Source organism: Gordonia sp. WA4-43 (assembly GCF_020520305.1).
Taxonomy (GTDB): domain Bacteria; phylum Actinomycetota; class Actinomycetes; order Mycobacteriales; family Mycobacteriaceae; genus Gordonia; species Gordonia hongkongensis.
Map to the genome: position 1 here is coordinate 5051650 of NZ_CP084736.1, position 17135 is coordinate 5068784.

A 17135-nucleotide genomic window follows, 5' to 3' on the forward strand; every position below is an offset into this window, starting at 1 on the left:
CGGGTGGACGGCGTCACCAGGCACAGCGTAGTCACGCAACGGCGCGGGCTCGGGGCCCGACGCGACACCCGTACTCCGAAGGTGCAATCGAGTGGTCGACAGACGATGTCCGATTGCCGACATATGCTCCTGCGTATGGCTGGGAGTCGGGTCAACACACAGTTCGGGCCGTACCGCCTCGACGAACTACTGGGCCGCGGTGGGATGGGCGAGGTCTACCGCGCATACGACACGACCAAGGACCGGGTCGTCGCGCTGAAGCTGCTCAACCCCGGGCTGGCACACGATCCGATGTACCAGGAGCGGTTTCGCCGGGAATCGCACGCCGCGGCCCGCCTCGGCGAACCGCACGTCATCCCGATCCACGACTGGGGCGAGATCGACGGCGTGCTGTTCATCGACATGCGCCTGGTCGTCGGAGAAGATCTACGCGCGCTCCTGACGCAGGAGACGCGGCTTCCGCCCGAACGCGCGGTGTCGATCATCGAACAGGTGGCCGCGGCGCTCGACGCCGCACACGCCGAGGGGCTCGTGCACCGCGACATCAAACCGGAGAACATCCTGGTCGGGGCGAACGACTTCGCGTATCTCGTCGATTTCGGCATCGCGCATGCCGCCGAGGACACCCACCTCACCCAGACCGGGACGGCCGTGGGATCGATCGCCTACATGGCTCCGGAGTTGTTCGACGCCGCCCAGGTCAGCGCGGCCAGCGACATCTACGCCCTGGCCTGTGTGCTTTTCGAGTGCCTGACCGGGCGGGTGCCGCATCCGGCGAAGACGGTGAGTGCGGCGATCAAGGCGGCCGTACTGTCACCGGCCCCGTCGCCGAGTGCGGTCAACGCAGACGTACCGCCGGCGATGGACGAGGTGATCCGCACGGCCCTCGCCGCCGATCCCGCGGCCCGCCATGACTCCGCGGTCGCGCTCGCACGCGCGGCTCGAAGCGCGCTCGCCGGGGGCGTGGAGGGGGTCCGGCCGGGGCCGGATCTCGTCAAGGCGTCGCCACCGCCTCCGGAAGCACCCACCGGTGTCGTCCGCGCTCCGGACACGGTCATCGCGCCCACCGACCCCGGGTACGAACCGACCCTGGTGCGGCACACGACGGGCCCCGAGGGCGGAGCCGGGACCACGCAGTTCTCGGGGCCGCAGCAGTTCTCGGGGCCGCAGCAGCTCTCGGGGGCCCAGCACTTCTCGGGGGCGCACAACTACGCAGGACCGCAACCCGGTCCGCCGATGTACGGGCCGCCGGGGTATCCGCCCGCCTATCCGCCGCCGCAGCGGCGCTCGGTCGCGATACCGATGCTGATCGGGTTGATCGCGGTGGCACTCGTCGGGCTCGCCGTCCTCGGCGGCGTCCTGATCGCCGGCTCGGGTGACGATGCCGAGACCCGGGCCGACGAGGAGCCGACGACGCCGACCGTGACCGAGACGGTGGCGCCCCCGCCGACCGTCCAGAACGTTCCGCCGGCGCCGCCGGCCCCGGCTGCGCCGCCGCCCGGTTCGAGTCCGTGCGATGCGACGGTCGGGATCGGTACATCGGTGACCAGCTGCCCGTTCGCGTTCGCGGTGCGCGATGCGTATGTGGGAGCGGGTGCGGCACGGTCGCCGCGTGTCGTGGTCGCGGTCAGCCCGGTCACCGGGCAGGCCTATGCGATGAACTGCGTTCCCGAAGGCGGGATCGTCGCGTGCCGGGGAGGCAATGACGCCGTGGTGCACATCTACTGATGGACACCACCCGACGGCCGTTGTGGCTTAAGCGGACTCGGCGGAACCGCTGCATCGTCGTGCTCGGCGCGCTCGCGCTCCTCGCCGGTTGCTCGACCGAATCCGACCCGAAACCCGTTGTGCCGGTCACCGTCACCGTGACCGCCGACCCATCGGCGTCAACACCCGCCGCACGCGCTACAGACATCCCGACGTCGTCGGCGGCCGTCCCCTCCGGGTCGTATGGAGGCCTCGCGGCGAGTTTCCGCAGGGTTGCCGCGTCGACCGGACTGACGGTCGGCATCGCGATCGCACCGGTCGGTGGGTCGGCCGTCCCCGGGCTCACCCTCGGCGATGCCACACCCCGGGTGGCGTGGTCGACGATCAAGGTCCCGCTCGCGGTCGCCGCAGAACGGGCGAACGGCCCGGGCCCGGCGGCGCGGGCGGCGATCGTCGACTCCGACAACGCCGCCGCGGAGAGCCTCTGGTCCTCGCTGGGCGGCGGACAGGCGGCAGCCGACGCCGTCACCGCGGTGCTGCGGGACGGCGGTGACACCACGACGGTGGTCCCGGCGACGCAGCGTCGTGCCGGTTTCACCGTGTTCGGGCAGACGGTGTGGTCGCTGCCGGGGGCCGCGACGTTCACCGCCGGCTTGCCCTGCATCTCGGGTTCGCGACAGGTCGTCGCCCTCATGGGTCAGGTGGGCGGCAATCAGCAGTGGGGAATCGAGATCATGCCGGCGCCCCGCGCAACCGCGGTGAAGGGTGGTTGGGGTCCAGGAGTGTCCGAGGGATACCTCGTCCGTCAGATCGGAATCCTCACCTTCCGCGACGGCCAACGTGCGGCGGTGGCGATGAGCGCGGTCGGGGGCTCGATGTCGGGGGGTATCGCCGCGCTGAATTCGGTGGCGAACTGGCTCGACACCAACCTCGCCCGTCTTCCGCGCGGACGCTGTTCCGCCTGACCGGTCCTCGAAGCGGTGTGACCCCGGTCCCAGCAAGGTTCCGATTGGGTATACAGCCTGGTCCCTGGTGCGTAACCGCCGTAGTCTCAAGTGTCTGAAGTGACTCAGGAGACAGAAGTGAAAGTTGTGACCAGGATCGGCGTGGTGTTCTGCGCGGTGGCGATGTCGATGGTGATCGGCGCGGGCTCGGCGACGGCGATACCGCTCCCCGTGCTGCCGCCGCTGCCGGAGCCCTTCGCCACGTGGTTCAAGCCCCCGGAACCGCTCGACAAGAAGCTCGCGAAGAGCTATGCCGCACTGACGAAGTCGATGCGGAAGTCCCTGCCCGGCCAGCTCGGGATCGCGATCGTGCCCGTCGGCGGGGACGAGGTCATCTCCCTCGGGTCGCTCAAATCGGGACGTGCATGGTCGACGATGAAGGTCCCGGTGTCGCTCGCCGCGCAGCGCGAGCGCGGTCCAGCGGTCGCCGCGATGGAGGACAAGGCGATCACGTTCTCCGACAACGATGCAGCCGGCGAATTGTGGGGGGTGCTCGGCGGCGGGCACGCGTCCGTCGACGCTGTCAGTGCGGTCCTCCGTGAGGGCCACGACGTCCGGACGCACGTGTCCTCCGAGGTCGACAATCCGCCGTCGTACCCCGGTCACACCGCCTGGGCGCTACGCGACCAGGCGATCTTCGGCGCTCACCTGCCGTGTCTGCCCGACAGCGAACACCTCATCCGGCTGATGAGCGCCGTCGCCCCGAATCAGCAGTGGGGTATCGCGAAGGTGGGGCGCAATCAGGGAGCGGTGACCGCGGTCAAGGGTGGCTGGGGTCCGGCGACGTCGAAGTCGTCGGCGCATCTGGTGCGGCAACTGGGCATCATCACCACGACCAGCGGCCAGGTCGCGGTGTCGATGGCGGCGATCCCGCGGAGTGGATCGTTCACCGACGGGACCAAGATGCTGACCCGGCTCGGCAATTGGCTCGGAAAGAACCTGGCCGCCCTCCCCAAGGGTCGATGCTGATCGCGGGCCGTGACCTCAGGCCGCGGCGTGCGCGGCCGGTGTACGTCCCGCGCCCGCCGGGGTCGTGAGCGCGGCGGCGATCGCCGTCGTGAGCGGAACCGACAGGGCGATCGCGATTCCGCCGACGAACGAGCGGGCCAACTCCACTGCCACGACGTCGGTGGTGAGCAGTCCGCCCAACGGCTGCTGGGCCACCGAGAACAGCAGCATCAGCGGCAGCGCACTGCCCGCGTAGGCGAAGACGAGGGTGTACACCGTGCTCGCGATGTGGTCGCGGCCCACGCGCATCGCGGCGCGGAAGGTCGCGAGCCGTGACGGTTCGCCGGCCGCGGCCAGTTCGAAGGCCGCCGAGGCCTGTGTGATCGTGACGTCGTTCAGAACACCGAGGGTGCCGATGATGAACCCGGCGAGCAGGAGACCGCTGACCGAGATGTTGCCCTGATACACCTGCAGATTGGTGGTCTGATCGCCCGAGAGCCCCGTGAGGTTCATGGTCCGGATGGCGAGCCAGCTCAGGAATCCCGCGAGCAGCAGGGAGGTCAGCGTCCCGAGCAGAGCCGAACTGGTCCGGAGACTGACACCGTGCGCGAGGTAGAGGACCACGAACAGGATCACCGCCGACGACACGACCGCCACCGCGACAGGGGACGACCCGTCGAGGATGGCCGGCAGCGTGAAAACGGTGAGTATCCCGAAGGCGATCGCCAGCCCGATGATCGAGCGGAACCCGCGCCACGCCGCCACCAGCACGATCGCGGCGATGAACAGCACGGCCCAGAAGATGATCGCCGGTCCGCGCTGGAAGTCGAAGAAGCTGTACCGGCTGCTGCCGTCGGGGCCGGGAACGGTCGCGAGCCGGATGCCGTCACCGACGTTCAACGTCGGCTGGCCGGCCTGGGGGTCGTCGAGCGTGCCGGCGGCGGGCGCCACGGTGTCGGGCCCGGACCCGGCCTGCGCCCGGTTGGTCGGGATCTCCAGGACGGTGTACTGGCCGGCCACGTCGCCGGAGGTGAACCGGACCGCGTTGAGGATGCACGGCCCACCCGGCACCGGATTCACCGGGATGTCCGCGGTCTCGAGCACTGATCCCGCCACCGAGTTGAGGCAATTCGCATGGAACTGGTCCACGATCTCGCCGTCGACCGTGGTGATCGGCCCGCCGTCGGCGGACCGGAACTGGGTGGGGATCGGGTGTTCGGAATCCGACGGCCACAGGACGACCATGCCGACCGCGACCGCGACCGCGGTCACCGCGAGCGTGCCGATGACGAACCACCGGGCGATCGGCGACAACGTGTGGCTGATGTCGGACAGCGAGTGCGCATGACCGTGCCCGTGATGTGTGCGGCTCACGCGGTGAGCCTATGCGCACCGCACCCGGGTCGCGATGGGCGACCCGGGTGCGGTGATGGGGTGTGCAGCAGTGCCGACGCTGGTCACAGGGGCAGCAGGATGCCCTTGACCCGCGGATCGGTCCGCAGGAATTCCTGCACGGCAGGGTCTTTGAACGCGGCGACCAGGTTCTTGATGTTCTCGGTGTCCTTCCACTGCGTTCCGATGGTCAGCTGCCCGGCGAACTCGTCGGGAGCGGGCGGAGCGTAGATCTGCTTGGCGATGTCGATGTTCGCGGCGAGGTAGTACTCGGTGTAGCCCACGGTGGCGTCGAGGTCGGCGAGCGAGCGCGACTGGGCGGCGAAGTCGAGCAGGACGAACTGCAGGTTCCGCGGATTCGTGGCGATGTCCTTCTGGGTCGCCTTCCACTTGTCCACGCCTGGTTTCAGCGTGATGAGTCCGGCGCGTTCGAGCAGCCAGAGTCCCTGGGCCTCGTTCGCGGGATCGGAGTAGAGGGAGACGCGGGCGTTCTGCGGCAGGTCGGCGACGTCGCGGTACTTGTCCGACCAGATGCCGAATCCCCAGCGGAACACCGGCGTCGCGGCTTCCTCCTGGAAGTCCGGGTTCGCCTCGAGGACCTGCGACAGCCACAGCTTGTGCTGATAGACGGTGCCCGCGACCTCCCCGTCGCTGACCGCACGGTTCAGCGTCGCGGAGTCGGACAGGCCCTTGAATGCGACCTTGATGTCATACCGGGGTGCGACCTCGTCGGCGATGAACTCGACCAGTGCCTGCTCGGAGGCGTTGCCCTCGGCGGTGACGACGGTCAGTGTCGCACCGGCGGTCTCGTTGGGCGACGTCGAGTCGGACCCGAGGAAGCGCCAGCCGACGACGGCGGCGATCACGGCGACCACGACCAGCGCGCCGACGATCAGCGGCCAGCGGCGACGTGTCGAGATCTCGATTCCGGAACTGCCGGGCGGAGAGGGAGTCTCGCCGGATTTCGATGAGGTGCCGGTGGTGGAACCGGTGTCCTGTGTCATGGGGTGCCTTTCGGGTGTGGCTGGGTGATGCGGTGACGGGCGCTCCGCCGCTCAGGGAGCAGAGCCGGCCGGCTGTTTTGTGGTTCTTAGTGGTTGACCCGGCGGGACGTGACCGGGTTGAGGCTGCGGGCGAGGGCGTCGCCGGCGACCTGGATCACGGCCACCGTCACGATGAGCACGATGATGGTGGCGACCATGACTCCCTGATCGAATCGCTGGTAGCCGTAGGTGACCGCCACGTATCCGAGTCCGCCGGCGCCGATGGTGCCGGCGATCGTGGAGTACTCGATCATCGCGATGGTGTTGATCGTCAGTCCGCCGACGATGCTCGGCAGCGCCTCGGGAACCTGTGCCTTCCAGATGATCTGGGCGTTCGATCCGCCGGACGCACGTGCCACGTCGATCGTCGAGGCCGGGACCGACCGCAGCGAGTTCTCGACGATGCGTGTGAAGAAGGCGATGCCGGCGATCGACATCGGGACCACCGCCGCGGCGATGCCGATGTTCGTGCCCGTGACCAGGCGGGTGAACGGGATGATCGCCGTCATCAGCACCAGGAAGGGCAACGACCGACCGATGCTGATCACCCACGACAGGGGCGTGTGCAACGAGCGTCGTGCGAAAAGCCCGCCGGGAGCGAGGTTGTGGATGAGTGCGCCCAGCGGGACTCCCACCACCAGGACGACGACCATCACGATGCTCACCATCAGGACCGTGTCGATGGCCGCCGGGATGAGCAGGTCGGGGATCTCGTCGAGCGGCACCGTGATGTTCGCCGAATACGTGGTGCTCACGCGGCCACCTCAGAGCCGGTGTCGGTCTTGACGGCGGAATCGCCCGCGGTCGCGGTGGCGTCGAGAAGTCTTCCGGCCAGGCCGAGTTCGCCCGCGGCGCCGATGAATGCCGACGCGTGTCCGGTCGGCACCGACACGGTGAGATCGCCGAAGACGGTGCCGTCGATGGTCTGCACGGTGGCGCCCAGCACCGAGATCGAGATGTCGAGTCGCCTGCCCAGCTGGGTCAACCAGTCCGCGGGGACCGTCGCGGAGTGGTAGACCACCGAGATCGGGGTTTCGGCAGAGGCCGGTTGCGCACTCGGCCCGCGCGGCCGGAGTGCCCGTCCCAGAACCGAATCCGTTTCCAGGACCACCTGTTCCAGCCGACCGTGCTCGACGATGCGGCCGCGGTCGAGACGGCCGACCGTGTCGGCGACCCGCACGACCGTGTCCATCTCGTGGGTGATGAACACCACCGCGAGATCCAGTTCGTCCCGAACGTCGGTGAGCAGCCGTAAGAAGGTGTCCGTGGCCGCGGGATCCAGACCCGAGGTGGCTTCGTCGGACAGCAGGACGGAAGGTTTGAGTGCGAGGGCCCGAGCGATGCCGACGCGCTGCCGCTGACCGCCGGACAGCTGATGCGGATACAGGTCCGCCTTGTCGGCAAGGCCGACCAGGTCGAGAAGTTCGCCGACACGTGCCGTGGTCGATCGTTTTGTCGCACCCAGATATTCGAGGGGTAAAGCGACATTCTGCGCGGCGGTTCGCCGGGACAGCAGACTCGCCGACTGGAACACGGTGCCGATCCGGCGCCGGGCGTCGCGAAGGCCCGACGTGCCCAGTGCGGTGAGATCCTCCCCGTTGACGACGACCCTGCCCGACGTCGGACGTTCCAGCAGATTCAGACACCGGGCCAACGTGCTCTTGCCGGCGCCGGACGGGCCGACGACGGCGAAGATCTCACCGGCGTCGACAGTGAAGTCGACCTCGTCGAGCACCGTCGTCGGGTCGGGCGAACCGACACCGAACACCTTCGTCAACCCCACCACCTCGATCACCGGAGGCCCCCGTTCGCGCTGGTGAGCTGAGCGGCTTCCCTGATCGAATCGTCGATGGTCGAGTTGCTCCCACCGACCCGGTACGTGGACCCGCGATGATTCTCCGGCAGTTGATCGCTACGCCCGAAGAGCTTGTGGCGCAGGGTTCCCGGGACGTAGTCCCGGTCGTAGAGTCCGCGCCGCTCGAGGGCGGGCACCACGTGGGTGATGATGTCCTCGAACGATCCGGGGGTCACCGCGTAGGCGACGTTGAAGCCGTCGACGTCGGTCTCGGTCACCCAGTCCTGCAGGGCTTCTGCCACCTCGTCACCGGAGCCGATCAGGACCGGACCCATTCCGCCGATGCCGCCCCACGCCGCGATGTCCCGCACGCGCCATTCCTCGCCGGTGTCGCTCGCCTGCTGGAAAGCGGCGACCGCAGACTGGATCGCGTTGCTGTGCACGTTGCCGATCGGTTCGTCGATCTCGTAACTCGCGAGGTCGATGCCCATCCAGCCCGACATGAAGACCAGCGCACCCTCGGTGCTGGCGTAGGACTGGTACTCCGCGGCTTTCGCGCGGGCGGCCTCCGGAGTCGAGTCGGTGATGATCGTCAGCAGCGTGTAGATCTTCGCGTCGTACGGGTCGCGTCCGGCCAGGATCAGCTCGTCGCGCACCTTGCTCACCACATCACGCAGGATTGCCTTGGTCGGCGCGGCGACGAAGATGGCCTCCGCGTTCTCCGCGGCGAAACGCCGACCGCGAGGCGAGGCCCCGGCCTGGTAGATGACCGGTGAACCCTGCGGCGACGGCTCGGCGAGGTGAATGCCGGGCACGGTGAAGTGGGTGCCGCGGTGCCCGATGTGATGGACCCGGGCCGGGTCGGCGAAGATGCCCGCCTCGCGATCGCGGAGGACCGCGTCGCGTTCCCACGAACCCTCCCAGAGCTTGTACAGCACGGTGAGGTACTCATCGGCCTGGTTGTAGCGCTCGTCGTGCTCGAGTTGATCGTCGGCGCCCATGTTGCGGGCTGCCGCAGGCAGGTATCCCGTCACCACGTTCCAGCCGATCCGGCCACGGGTGAGGTGGTCCAGCGTCGACAGACGCCGTGCGAAGGGGTAGGGATGCTCGAAACCCGTACCGGTGGTGACCCCGAAGCCGAGGTGTTCGGTGGCGTGCGCCATCGCCGAGACGAGCAACAGCGGGTCGTTCACGGGGATCTGCGCACCCTGGCGGATGGCGGCTTCGTCGTTGCCGGCGTACACGTCGTAGGTGCCCAGGACGTCGGCGATGAACAGACCGTCGAATCCGCCGGTCTCCAGCAAGCGGGCGAGGTCGACCCAGTAGTCGATGGTGTTGTAGTCCCACGACCGGTCGTCGGGGTGGCGCCACAGACCCGGTGACTGGTGCGCAACGCAATTCATGTCGAAGGCGTTGAATCGGATCTTACGTGGGGCATTCGGTGCTGACACCGGAGGAATGATGCTGACGGATCGTCGGAGTGGCCATCGTTGTGCCCACCGCGAACCTAAACTTGTGCCGTGCGATCCACAGATGTGTTGCTCGACGGTCTCGGTCGAGTCGTCGAGAACGTTCACGCCGTCCTGGACGACATCTCCACCGAGGAATTGAACCGGGCTCCCGCGCCCGGTGCCAACACGATCGCCTGGCTCGTGTGGCATCTGACGCGCGTGCAGGACTCGCACGTCGCCGACGTCGCCGGAACCGACGAGGTGTGGGTGACCGGGGGATGGGTCGACCGGTTCGGTCTGCCGTTCCCGCCCGGCGAGAGCGGGTACGGGCAGTCGGCCGACGAGGCGGCGCGGGTCGTCGTCGACGACCCGGACCTGTTGCGTGGCTACTACGACGCCACGCACGCGGTCAGCGTCGACTACATTGGCGCGCTGTCGGATTCAGATCTCGACCGCGTCGTCGACGAGAACTGGGACCCGCCGGTCACGTTGGGCGTACGACTGCTCAGCGTGATCGACGACGACACCCAGCACATCGGTCAGGCGGCATACGTCCGGGGCCTGTTGTCCTGATGTTCTGGTCCCGCAAACCCACCCCTTTTCCGTAAACCCACAGCGCTCGGACCGGGTGGGTTCACGGAAAAGGGGTGGGTTTGACGGAAGGTTGGTTCGAAATCGCGGTCGGGATCTAGACGGTCAGGACAGGCAGCCCTTGAAGGTCTGGAAGTCACCGGCGAAGGCGGGTCCCTTGCAGGTCGGCCCGTTCTTTCCGTCGACGACGACCTCGCCGCCGGGTCCGGCGATACCGATGGCCAGGCCGGGACGAATGCCGTCCATGGTGACCGTCGCTCCGGGACCGAGGGCGATGGCCGCGGGTCCGGCGAAGTTGTCGGCGGTGACGTTGGCTTCGCCGCCGTTGTCGGTGATGGCCAGCGAGAGTCCGGTCGGGCCGGAGTCGGCGCTACACGAGGCCGCAGAGGCGGACTGGCCGGGAAGTGCCGGACATACGGTGGGCGCGGCGCCGGCGGACGGCGCGGCGGCGAGCGATACTGCGGTCGCACCTGCGGCGGCGACGACGAAACCCAGAGCTGTGCGCGTGACCGTCTTCATGTTGGGACTCCTTTGTCGAGGAACGGTGTCGTGCGTGGAGCGATTCGGAATGGCCGCCGGGCCGGATGGGGTCCGCTTCGCACGCCGCCTCGCCACCGGTCGTGTGCCCAGCGCGCGTAGGTTGAAAACGTGCAACTGCGAATCTTCACCGAGCCCCAGCAGGGTGCGACCTACGACGACCTGCTCACCGTCGCCAAGGCGACCGAGGACCTGGGCTTCGATGCCTTCTTCCGTTCCGACCATTTCGCCGGAATGGGCGGCGACGGCCTCCCCGGGCCGACCGACGCGTGGATCACGTTGGCGGGCTTGGCGCGCGAGACCTCGCGAATCCGGCTGGGGACGCTCGTCTCGTCGGCCACTTTCCGGCTACCCGGGCCGTTCTCGATCGCAGTCGCCCAGGTCGATCAGATGAGCGGTGGCCGTGTCGAATTGGGAATCGGAACGGGCTGGCACGAGGGTGAGCACGAGGCGTACGGAATCCCGTTCCCGCCGTTGAAGGAGCGGTTCGACCGCCTCGAGGAGAACCTCGAGATCATCACCGGGTTGTGGCAGACCCCGCTGGGCGAGGAGTTCGATTACGAGGGCACACACTTTCGCCTCTCGAAGTCGCCGGCCCTGCCCAAACCCGTGCAACACCCGCGTCCGCCGATCATCATCGGAGGCAGTGGCAAGAAGCGGACGCCCGCGCTGGCCGCGCGTTTCGCCGACGAGTTCAATGTCGTGTTCCAACCACTCGACGTCGCCGGGGATCTCATCGGGCGCGTCCGCACGGCGTGCGTCGACACCGGTCGCGACCCGGAGTCGCTGACCTACTCCGCCGCGCTCGTATTGTGTTGCGGCCGCGACGAAGCCGAGTTCCGACGCCGGGCCGAGGCCATCGGCCGGGAACCGGACGCGTTGCGCGAGAACGGGGCTGCCGGAACCCCGGACGAGGTCGCCGCAAAGATCGCGACCTACGGCGAGCTGGGCGTCACGCGCATGTATCTGCAGACCCTCGATCTGTCGGATCTCGATCACCTCGAGCTCGTCGCGTCTAAGGTCGCCCCGCAGTTGGCGTGAGCGCCCGCGGGCACCCCGTCTGCTGGGTGCGGCGTTCGTAAAGCTTGCTCCGAAGTGTCAGCGGCCCGGCGGCCGTCGTGGACCATGAAAGGCACCCGCCCACGAGTATGAGTGGCTAGATCCCATGCTCCCTGAGGTGCGAGCGAAGCGAGCCACAAAGGGTGTTGCAACGTGTCTCGCCAGGCCCTTCGTGGCTCGTCGCTTGCGCTCCTCACACCTCAGGGACCAGAGGTTTTGTGGTTCTTTCGGATTCGGGAGCAGGGGTTATGCGCCTCTTTCGGCACAGGGACCAGGGGTTTGGTGGTTCTGTCGGATTAGACAGTCGAGTGTCCTCGAAGGGTTCCCCCGACCCGGCACCCGGGCCGACCAGGATGGGCCATAATCAACCTCATGGCCGACAGGGGCGAGCACACATCATCGAGACCGCCGGAACGTCAACGGATCAAGAAGCTGGCCCAGGCCGCGCTCAACGCCGACGTGACCGTCGAGCAACTCGAGGGCATCATCGCCGACATGGGGGAGACCCTCGAAGGACTCGGTCCCACCCTGGACGGGCTGAACTCGACGATCGCGAAACTCGACGTGACGCTGGTGCGACTCTCCGGAACCCTCGACCAGGTCGACGCCACCGTCGACCGCATGTCCGACATCGTCGGGCGGCTCGAACGGGTGGTCGGGCGGGTCGAGGCACTCGTCGGTATCGGCGAGGCGGCCTTCCGTCCGCTCGGCGTCCTGGAGTCGGCAGGCAAGTCGGTCGCTGCCCGACTCGGCTGGCACTGAACATCGAAACGAGATCAGGGAATGACACCGGAAGAACACAGTTTTCGTGGCCGGCACGGGCACACCATCGTTTATGACGTCTACCGTCCCGCGGAGAGCCCGCGCGGCGTCGTCGTGGTGGTCCACGGCCTCGCCGAGCACGGTCGCCGGTATCTGCACGTGGCGCAGCGGCTCGTCGACGCCGGTTACCTCGTCGCGATACCGGACCATGTCGGTCACGGCCGGTCGGGTGGCAAGCGACTCCGGTTGCGCCGGTTCGGTGACTTCACCGACGACCTCGACACGGTGCTCACCCATGTCGCCGACGGCAGCGTCCCGACGTTCTTGATCGGGCACAGCATGGGCGGGTGCATCGCTCTCGACTATGCGCTCGACCACCAGGACAAGCTCGACGGACTGATCCTGTCGGGGGCGGCCGTGCTGCCCGGTGACGACCTGCCCGATCTGGCCGTCCGATTCGCGCCGCTGATCGGCCGGATCGCACCGGGATTGCCCACCACCGAGTTGAGTTCGTCGAGCATCTCCCGGGATCCGGACGTCGTGGCCGCCTACGACGCCGACCCTCTGGTGACGCGCGGCAAGATCCCGGCCGGGCTGGGCGGGGCGATGATCGGCACCATGCGGTCGTTTCCCGAGCGCCTGCCGTCCCTGCAACTACCCATCCTGGTGATGCACGGCAGCGAGGACGCGCTCACTGACCCGCGCGGCAGCGAACTCGTCGAGCGGCTCGCCGGATCGGCGGACAAGACGCTCGTGATCTACGACGACCTGTTCCACGAGATCTTCAACGAACCCGAGCAGGCGGTGGTGCTCGACGCGGTGATCACCTGGTTGCGCGGTCACACCGAGCGCCCGTGACCGTCGCGCGACCACTCACGTCAGTCGCACCACTACCCCGGCCAGCAGGACCAGCACGCCGCCGATCTCGCCCACGATGAGCGCGAGCATGAACAGGTAGGTGCCGGGAGTCGGGTCGACGAACTGATTCGTGGTGTCCCGCAGGGCGCCGTGGATGCAATACGCGGCGATCGCCGCGACGAAGAAGACGATCGGGACCGCCGCGGCGATCACGTTGACGGTCGTCGGGAAGGCGCTGAGTTCGACCAGCGCGGCGAGCACCAGGGTGGCGAACGAGTACATCAGCGCGGCCCGGTGCGCGATGTCGACATACACATGGGCCGTCCGGTCCGGTGAGGTGCGGATGCCGTGGTACTTCCACACGCCCAAGGCGAGTGCCCAGACGAGGATCACACCGGACGCCACGACCACGACGATGGTGTCGACGCCGACGAGGTCGGCGAGATCGGGGTCGGCGGTCATGGCTGAACGCTAGCAGCAGGTGAGTCGACGGGATCGGTCGCTCACGCAGTCCGTTCCCGCTCACACTTCCGGTGAGCGGGAACGGAAACCGTGAGCGGGAGAGCCGGTCAGCGGGACGGGACCGGGGTGCTGCTCGAGGTACCGGGTGTGACGGGCCCCGTCGGGGCGAGCTGGGGCACGGTCGGCGTGCTCGACTCCGAGCTGGTGGCCGATTCCGGGACGGAAGCGTCCACCGACTCCGAGCCCGACACCGCGGACGGCGCGAGGCCGGCCGAGGACGACCCGGAGGCCGACGACTCCGCTGCGGACGACTCGGCGGACGAGGAGGCCGATTGCGAAGCGGACCCGGTCTCGTCCGAACCACGGGCCGAGAGACCCGACAGGTCGAGAGCCGGTGATTCCTCGGCCGCCTTCTTCGCCGCCAGGGTCACCTTCGCGGGGCCGTCGGGATCGGGGCTGCCCGAGGCGGAGACGACGGTCGTCTTCGTGGTCACCGGCGGGTTGTTGCGCAGTGTGGTCAGCACGTGCTCCTTGCCGTCACCGAGCGCACGTCCCCAGTTCTCCCACGTGTGGCCGCCGTAGTTCGGCAACGAGATCACCGATACGCCGGCCTGCTTGGCCTGCAACTGCATGAGCACGGTCGACACCGCGGACAGGATCTCCAGGGCCATCGCACTGAGTTGGTCCTGCGGCGACAGCTTGGCCATCTCCGACGGCGTCAGGAAACCGTTGCCCGAGGAGATGATGAGAACCTGGCCGTTGTCGGCCAGCTGCGTCAGGTTCTTCGACGGGTCGTTGTCGGTCCAGCGGGTGCCGCCCGGCGCGCCCCACATGTTGACGACGCCGTTGACGTAGTTGGACACCATGGTCTGCGTGGCGAACACGCCGAGGGCGCCGACCGGGTTGTCGGTCTGGTAGTAACCCGACATCGCCTGCACGACCTTGAACTGCTCGGGGTGGCGCTCGGCGAGGGTCACCGCGGGCCCGCCGGACATCGACAGTCCGATGATCGCGTTGTTGTTGCGGGCCACGCCGAACTCACGCTCGAGGTAACCGGGCAGCTCCGAGGTCAGGAAGGTCTCCTGCTTGATGACCGTGTTCTTGTCACCGGCGCCGCCGTCCCAGTCGGTGTAGAACGACGATGCGCCGCCCACCGGCATGACCAGGGTGGTGTCGGCCTTGGCGTCGTAGACCTTGGCGGCCTGCACGTCGGTGGTCCATGCCGAGCGGGTTTCGCTGGCACGCATACCGTCGAGCAGGTAGACGCCGCTGTCGCTGCCGCTCGAGGCGCGGATCTGCACGATCACGTGCCGTTTCTGCGACTCCGACCAGACCTTGCAGTTCTGGACGTAGTTCCCGGAGGAGTCCCACGTGCAGCCCGGCCGCAGCACTTCGGGATGCCCACGCAGAGCGCTGGCGGTGTTCGACGAGTTGATCAGCGTGCTCGCGCCGAACAGGCCGAGCGTGAGGATCGCGACCACCGAGATGCCGGTGAGGAGTCGGCGACGAGGTGAGGGTCGGCGTGGCGACTCGGGCGTCTGGCCCGCGGGGGTGGAGGGGACGGGCGGTTCGCTGTGCGAGTGCGACATGGAGCTCCTGACATACGCGGCCACCCGACTACACGGTGCCGATGTTAGGGATGTCGTTCGGAGAGTGGACCGGCGTTACCGGGCGAGCGCATTTTTCCGGACGACCTCGGCGGTCTCGTCCGGACGTTCCCACCAGAACATGTGTCCGACCCCGGACCATCGCGCCAGGGTGGCCTGCGGGATGAGGTCGGCGAGCCGCTCGCCCTCGGCGACCGCGATCATCTCGTCGACGTCGCCGTGGATGACCGCCGTCGGCATGTCGAGTGAGCCGATCCGGTCGCGGGTGTCGTGTGCCGCACAGGCGCCCGCCTGCCAGGCGACGACTGCCGACGGAACGCGGCGCTGCCTCGACATCGAGACGAAATGGTCGAAGGCGCCGACGCGGGCGATGAACTCGGGAGACAGATTGACCTCGAACGCGATGCGCGCGACGCGGTCGGCGTCGCGCGACGAGATCGCCTCGACGAGGCGGGCGGCGCCGGACGAGCCGGGCGCACCGATGGCCCCGGGGCCGCCCGCGGTGGTGCAGCCGAGGACGAGACTGCGCACCCGGTCCGGCGAGTTCAGGGCGAGTTCCTGCGCGATCATGCCGCCCATCGACGTGCCCAGCACATGGGCGGAGTCCCAGCCGAGGCCGTCGAGGATTCCGCGGGCGTCGGCGGCCAGGTCGGCGATGGTGAACGGTCCCTCGGCGCGACTGCTCGTGCCGATGCCGCGATGGTCGTAGGCGGCCACCGAGAAGTGCGGGGTGAGGGCGTCGAGGAGCTCGTCGGTCCACATCCCGCGGTGTGCGGACATGCCGCCGATGAGCAGCAGCGGTTCGCCGTCGCCGAACACCTCGGTGTCGAGGACGGGACCGGTATCGGACGCGACGGGGATCTGCATGCGGAGATGGTAGCCACGCGGCTGACCGGATTCCGTGATTCGCCTCAGAGTGCCGGCGAGATCGCCGCCCACATGTTGGGGAGTTCTTTCTCCCAGTAGTACCAATGGTGGGTTCCGACCTCCTGCAACGCGTCGGTGAACGGCAGACCCGCACCGCGCAACAACCCGGCGAACCGGCGCGAACAGTCGCTGGTCGCGATCTCGAACGCCGACGATGCGGCGAGTACCACCTGGTAGAGGCCTTCCTCGGGCGTCACGTTCCGCTTGAGGTCGGCGGGACCGAGCCGGCCCGCACCGGAGTACAGGTACAGGGCCTTGCCGCGGAGACGGTCGAGATGCAGCGCCGGGTCGTGGTCCCGCCATCCGGCCGAACCGACCGGCCCCCAGAGGTTGTCGGCGTTCGCCCCACCCCGGGCGAGGGTGGCCCGCACATACGACTCTCCCTGCGGTGAAGACACCGGAGGACATCCGCTGATCGAGGCCACCGCGCGGTACAGCGAAGGGGCCCGTGACGCGAGCGTGAACGCCGCCTGCCCGCCCATCGAGACGCCCGCGATCCCGCGCGAACCGTTCGACTCGAAGCGGGCGTCGATGAGGGGCGGGAGTTCCCTGGTCAGGAACGTCTCCCACATCGGTTGACCGACGCGCGGATCCCGGCGCTGCCAGTCGGCGTACTGGCTGCCGTACGCACCCGTCGGGAGTACGACGTTCACGTCCTTGTCGGCGAAGAACTCGTCGGCATTGCCGGCTCCGCGCCACCCACTGTCGTTGCCGCGCGAACCCGCCCCGTCGAGGAGGTAGAGCGTTGGCCGGGGTCCGGTCTTCGTTCGTGGCGTGAGGACGAAGAGCTTGATGTTCTTGGCCATCGCCGCCGAGTAGACCCAGACTACGGCGCGGGTGGGGGACTCGTGCACGATCGACACCACCCGCGGCGCCACGGGCGCTGCGGCCGCCGGCGCGGCGGCCAGACACAGCATCACCAGACATGCGGCACAGACCGCACGAAGAATCACTCGAAGCACCGTTCCCCCATGTGCGCCGCGTGGACGCTC

General features: G+C 68.3%; 17 protein-coding genes. 7 read left to right on the forward strand and 10 right to left on the reverse strand.

The features are described from left to right. The first annotated feature begins 135 nt into the window (after positions 1-135). The 3 genes from LEL84_RS22895 (at position 136) to LEL84_RS22905 (ending at position 3680) form a co-directional block, all read left to right on the forward strand. On the forward strand, positions 136-1728 hold the full coding sequence (locus LEL84_RS22895) for a serine/threonine-protein kinase (protein ID WP_065632016.1): 1593 nt from the start codon (positions 136-138) through the stop codon (positions 1726-1728). After that, complete coding sequence (locus LEL84_RS22900) at positions 1728-2672, forward strand: hypothetical protein (protein ID WP_065632005.1); 945 nt, start codon at positions 1728-1730, stop codon at positions 2670-2672. Before LEL84_RS22895 ends, LEL84_RS22900 begins: the two co-directional genes overlap by 1 nt. A gap of 162 nt (positions 2673-2834) precedes the next feature. Next, positions 2835-3680, forward strand: a complete 846-nt coding sequence (locus LEL84_RS22905) for a hypothetical protein (protein WP_226514395.1) — start codon at positions 2835-2837, stop codon at positions 3678-3680. A gap of 15 nt (positions 3681-3695) precedes the next feature. Here LEL84_RS22905 and LEL84_RS22910 read toward each other — a convergent pair whose 3' ends face one another. The 5 genes from LEL84_RS22910 to LEL84_RS22930 all read right to left on the reverse strand — a co-directional run bounded on the left by LEL84_RS22910 (position 3696) and on the right by LEL84_RS22930 (position 9340). Beyond that, positions 3696-5033 carry a YibE/F family protein gene (locus tag LEL84_RS22910; RefSeq protein WP_065632007.1) on the reverse strand — a complete coding sequence of 446 codons (1338 nt, stop codon included), beginning with the start codon at positions 5031-5033 and terminating at the stop codon, positions 3696-3698. An 83-nt stretch (positions 5034-5116) separates the two neighbouring features. Next, positions 5117-6055, reverse strand: a complete 939-nt coding sequence (locus tag LEL84_RS22915) for a MetQ/NlpA family ABC transporter substrate-binding protein (protein ID WP_226512838.1) — start codon at positions 6053-6055, stop codon at positions 5117-5119. An 86-nt stretch (positions 6056-6141) separates the two neighbouring features. Then, positions 6142-6849 (reverse strand): methionine ABC transporter permease, encoded by a 708-nt coding sequence (locus LEL84_RS22920; protein WP_065632009.1) that lies wholly within the window; start codon positions 6847-6849, stop codon positions 6142-6144. Next, a complete protein-coding gene (locus LEL84_RS22925; protein WP_226512839.1) occupies positions 6846-7889 on the reverse strand; it encodes a methionine ABC transporter ATP-binding protein in 1044 nt (347 codons plus the stop codon). The genes LEL84_RS22920 and LEL84_RS22925 overlap by 4 nt, the downstream gene beginning before the upstream one ends. After that, positions 7886-9340: an LLM class flavin-dependent oxidoreductase gene (locus LEL84_RS22930; protein ID WP_207624908.1), complete on the reverse strand. Its 1455-nt coding sequence runs from the start codon at positions 9338-9340 to the stop codon at positions 7886-7888. The genes LEL84_RS22925 and LEL84_RS22930 overlap by 4 nt, the downstream gene beginning before the upstream one ends. Positions 9341-9409: 69 nt before the next feature. Between LEL84_RS22930 and LEL84_RS22935 the strand changes: the two genes are divergently transcribed. Next, entirely contained in the window at positions 9410-9913 is a 504-nt protein-coding gene (locus LEL84_RS22935) for a mycothiol transferase (RefSeq protein WP_137809276.1), read from the forward strand. Between the two features lie 123 nt (positions 9914-10036). Here LEL84_RS22935 and LEL84_RS22940 read toward each other — a convergent pair whose 3' ends face one another. Continuing rightward, complete coding sequence (locus LEL84_RS22940; RefSeq protein WP_065631983.1) at positions 10037-10450, reverse strand: hypothetical protein; 414 nt, start codon at positions 10448-10450, stop codon at positions 10037-10039. Between the two features lie 129 nt (positions 10451-10579). Between LEL84_RS22940 and LEL84_RS22945 the strand changes: the two genes are divergently transcribed. The 3 genes from LEL84_RS22945 (at position 10580) to LEL84_RS22955 (ending at position 13147) form a co-directional block, all read left to right on the forward strand. Further along, positions 10580-11509, forward strand: coding sequence for an LLM class F420-dependent oxidoreductase (locus tag LEL84_RS22945; RefSeq protein WP_226512840.1), 930 nt, complete (start codon positions 10580-10582; stop codon positions 11507-11509). 390 nt (positions 11510-11899) lie between these two features. Further along, positions 11900-12289 (forward strand): hypothetical protein, encoded by a 390-nt coding sequence (locus LEL84_RS22950; RefSeq protein WP_137809274.1) that lies wholly within the window; start codon positions 11900-11902, stop codon positions 12287-12289. Positions 12290-12310: 21 nt separating this feature from the next. Then, positions 12311-13147, forward strand: a complete 837-nt coding sequence (locus LEL84_RS22955; RefSeq protein ID WP_226512841.1) for an alpha/beta hydrolase — start codon at positions 12311-12313, stop codon at positions 13145-13147. Positions 13148-13162: 15 nt separating this feature from the next. On the opposite strand, the gene LEL84_RS22960 is transcribed toward LEL84_RS22955, so the two are convergent. The 4 genes from LEL84_RS22960 to LEL84_RS22975 all read right to left on the reverse strand — a co-directional run bounded on the left by LEL84_RS22960 (position 13163) and on the right by LEL84_RS22975 (position 17060). Further along, positions 13163-13609: a hypothetical protein gene (locus tag LEL84_RS22960; RefSeq protein ID WP_226512842.1), complete on the reverse strand. Its 447-nt coding sequence runs from the start codon at positions 13607-13609 to the stop codon at positions 13163-13165. 107 nt (positions 13610-13716) lie between these two features. Continuing rightward, positions 13717-15198 (reverse strand): alpha/beta hydrolase, encoded by a 1482-nt coding sequence (locus tag LEL84_RS22965; RefSeq protein WP_226512843.1) that lies wholly within the window; start codon positions 15196-15198, stop codon positions 13717-13719. 75 nt (positions 15199-15273) lie between these two features. After that, positions 15274-16083: an alpha/beta fold hydrolase gene (locus LEL84_RS22970; protein ID WP_226512844.1), complete on the reverse strand. Its 810-nt coding sequence runs from the start codon at positions 16081-16083 to the stop codon at positions 15274-15276. A gap of 44 nt (positions 16084-16127) precedes the next feature. Continuing rightward, positions 16128-17060, reverse strand: coding sequence for an alpha/beta hydrolase (locus LEL84_RS22975; RefSeq protein WP_413466996.1), 933 nt, complete (start codon positions 17058-17060; stop codon positions 16128-16130). Positions 17061-17135: the final 75 nt, after the last annotated feature.

Bases quoted from the DNA above. Each gene is read 5' to 3' on its own strand.
- LEL84_RS22895 (WP_065632016.1), top strand. From the start codon at position 136: ATGGCTGGGAGTCGGGTCAACACACAGTTCGGGCCGTACCGCCTCGAC.
- LEL84_RS22900 (WP_065632005.1), top strand. From the start codon at position 1,728: ATGGACACCACCCGACGGCCGTTGTGGCTTAAGCGGACTCGGCGGAAC.
- LEL84_RS22905 (WP_226514395.1), top strand. From the start codon at position 2,835: ATGTCGATGGTGATCGGCGCGGGCTCGGCGACGGCGATACCGCTCCCC.
- LEL84_RS22915 (WP_226512838.1), bottom strand. From the start codon at position 6,055: ATGACACAGGACACCGGTTCCACCACCGGCACCTCATCGAAATCCGGC.
- LEL84_RS22940 (WP_065631983.1), bottom strand. From the start codon at position 10,450: ATGAAGACGGTCACGCGCACAGCTCTGGGTTTCGTCGTCGCCGCCGCA.
- LEL84_RS22950 (WP_137809274.1), top strand. From the start codon at position 11,900: ATGGCCGACAGGGGCGAGCACACATCATCGAGACCGCCGGAACGTCAA.
- LEL84_RS22955 (WP_226512841.1), top strand. From the start codon at position 12,311: ATGACACCGGAAGAACACAGTTTTCGTGGCCGGCACGGGCACACCATC.
- LEL84_RS22960 (WP_226512842.1), bottom strand. From the start codon at position 13,609: ATGACCGCCGACCCCGATCTCGCCGACCTCGTCGGCGTCGACACCATC.
- LEL84_RS22965 (WP_226512843.1), bottom strand. From the start codon at position 15,198: ATGTCGCACTCGCACAGCGAACCGCCCGTCCCCTCCACCCCCGCGGGC.
- LEL84_RS22970 (WP_226512844.1), bottom strand. From the start codon at position 16,083: ATGCAGATCCCCGTCGCGTCCGATACCGGTCCCGTCCTCGACACCGAG.
- LEL84_RS22975 (WP_413466996.1), bottom strand. From the start codon at position 17,060: ATGCTGTGTCTGGCCGCCGCGCCGGCGGCCGCAGCGCCCGTGGCGCCG.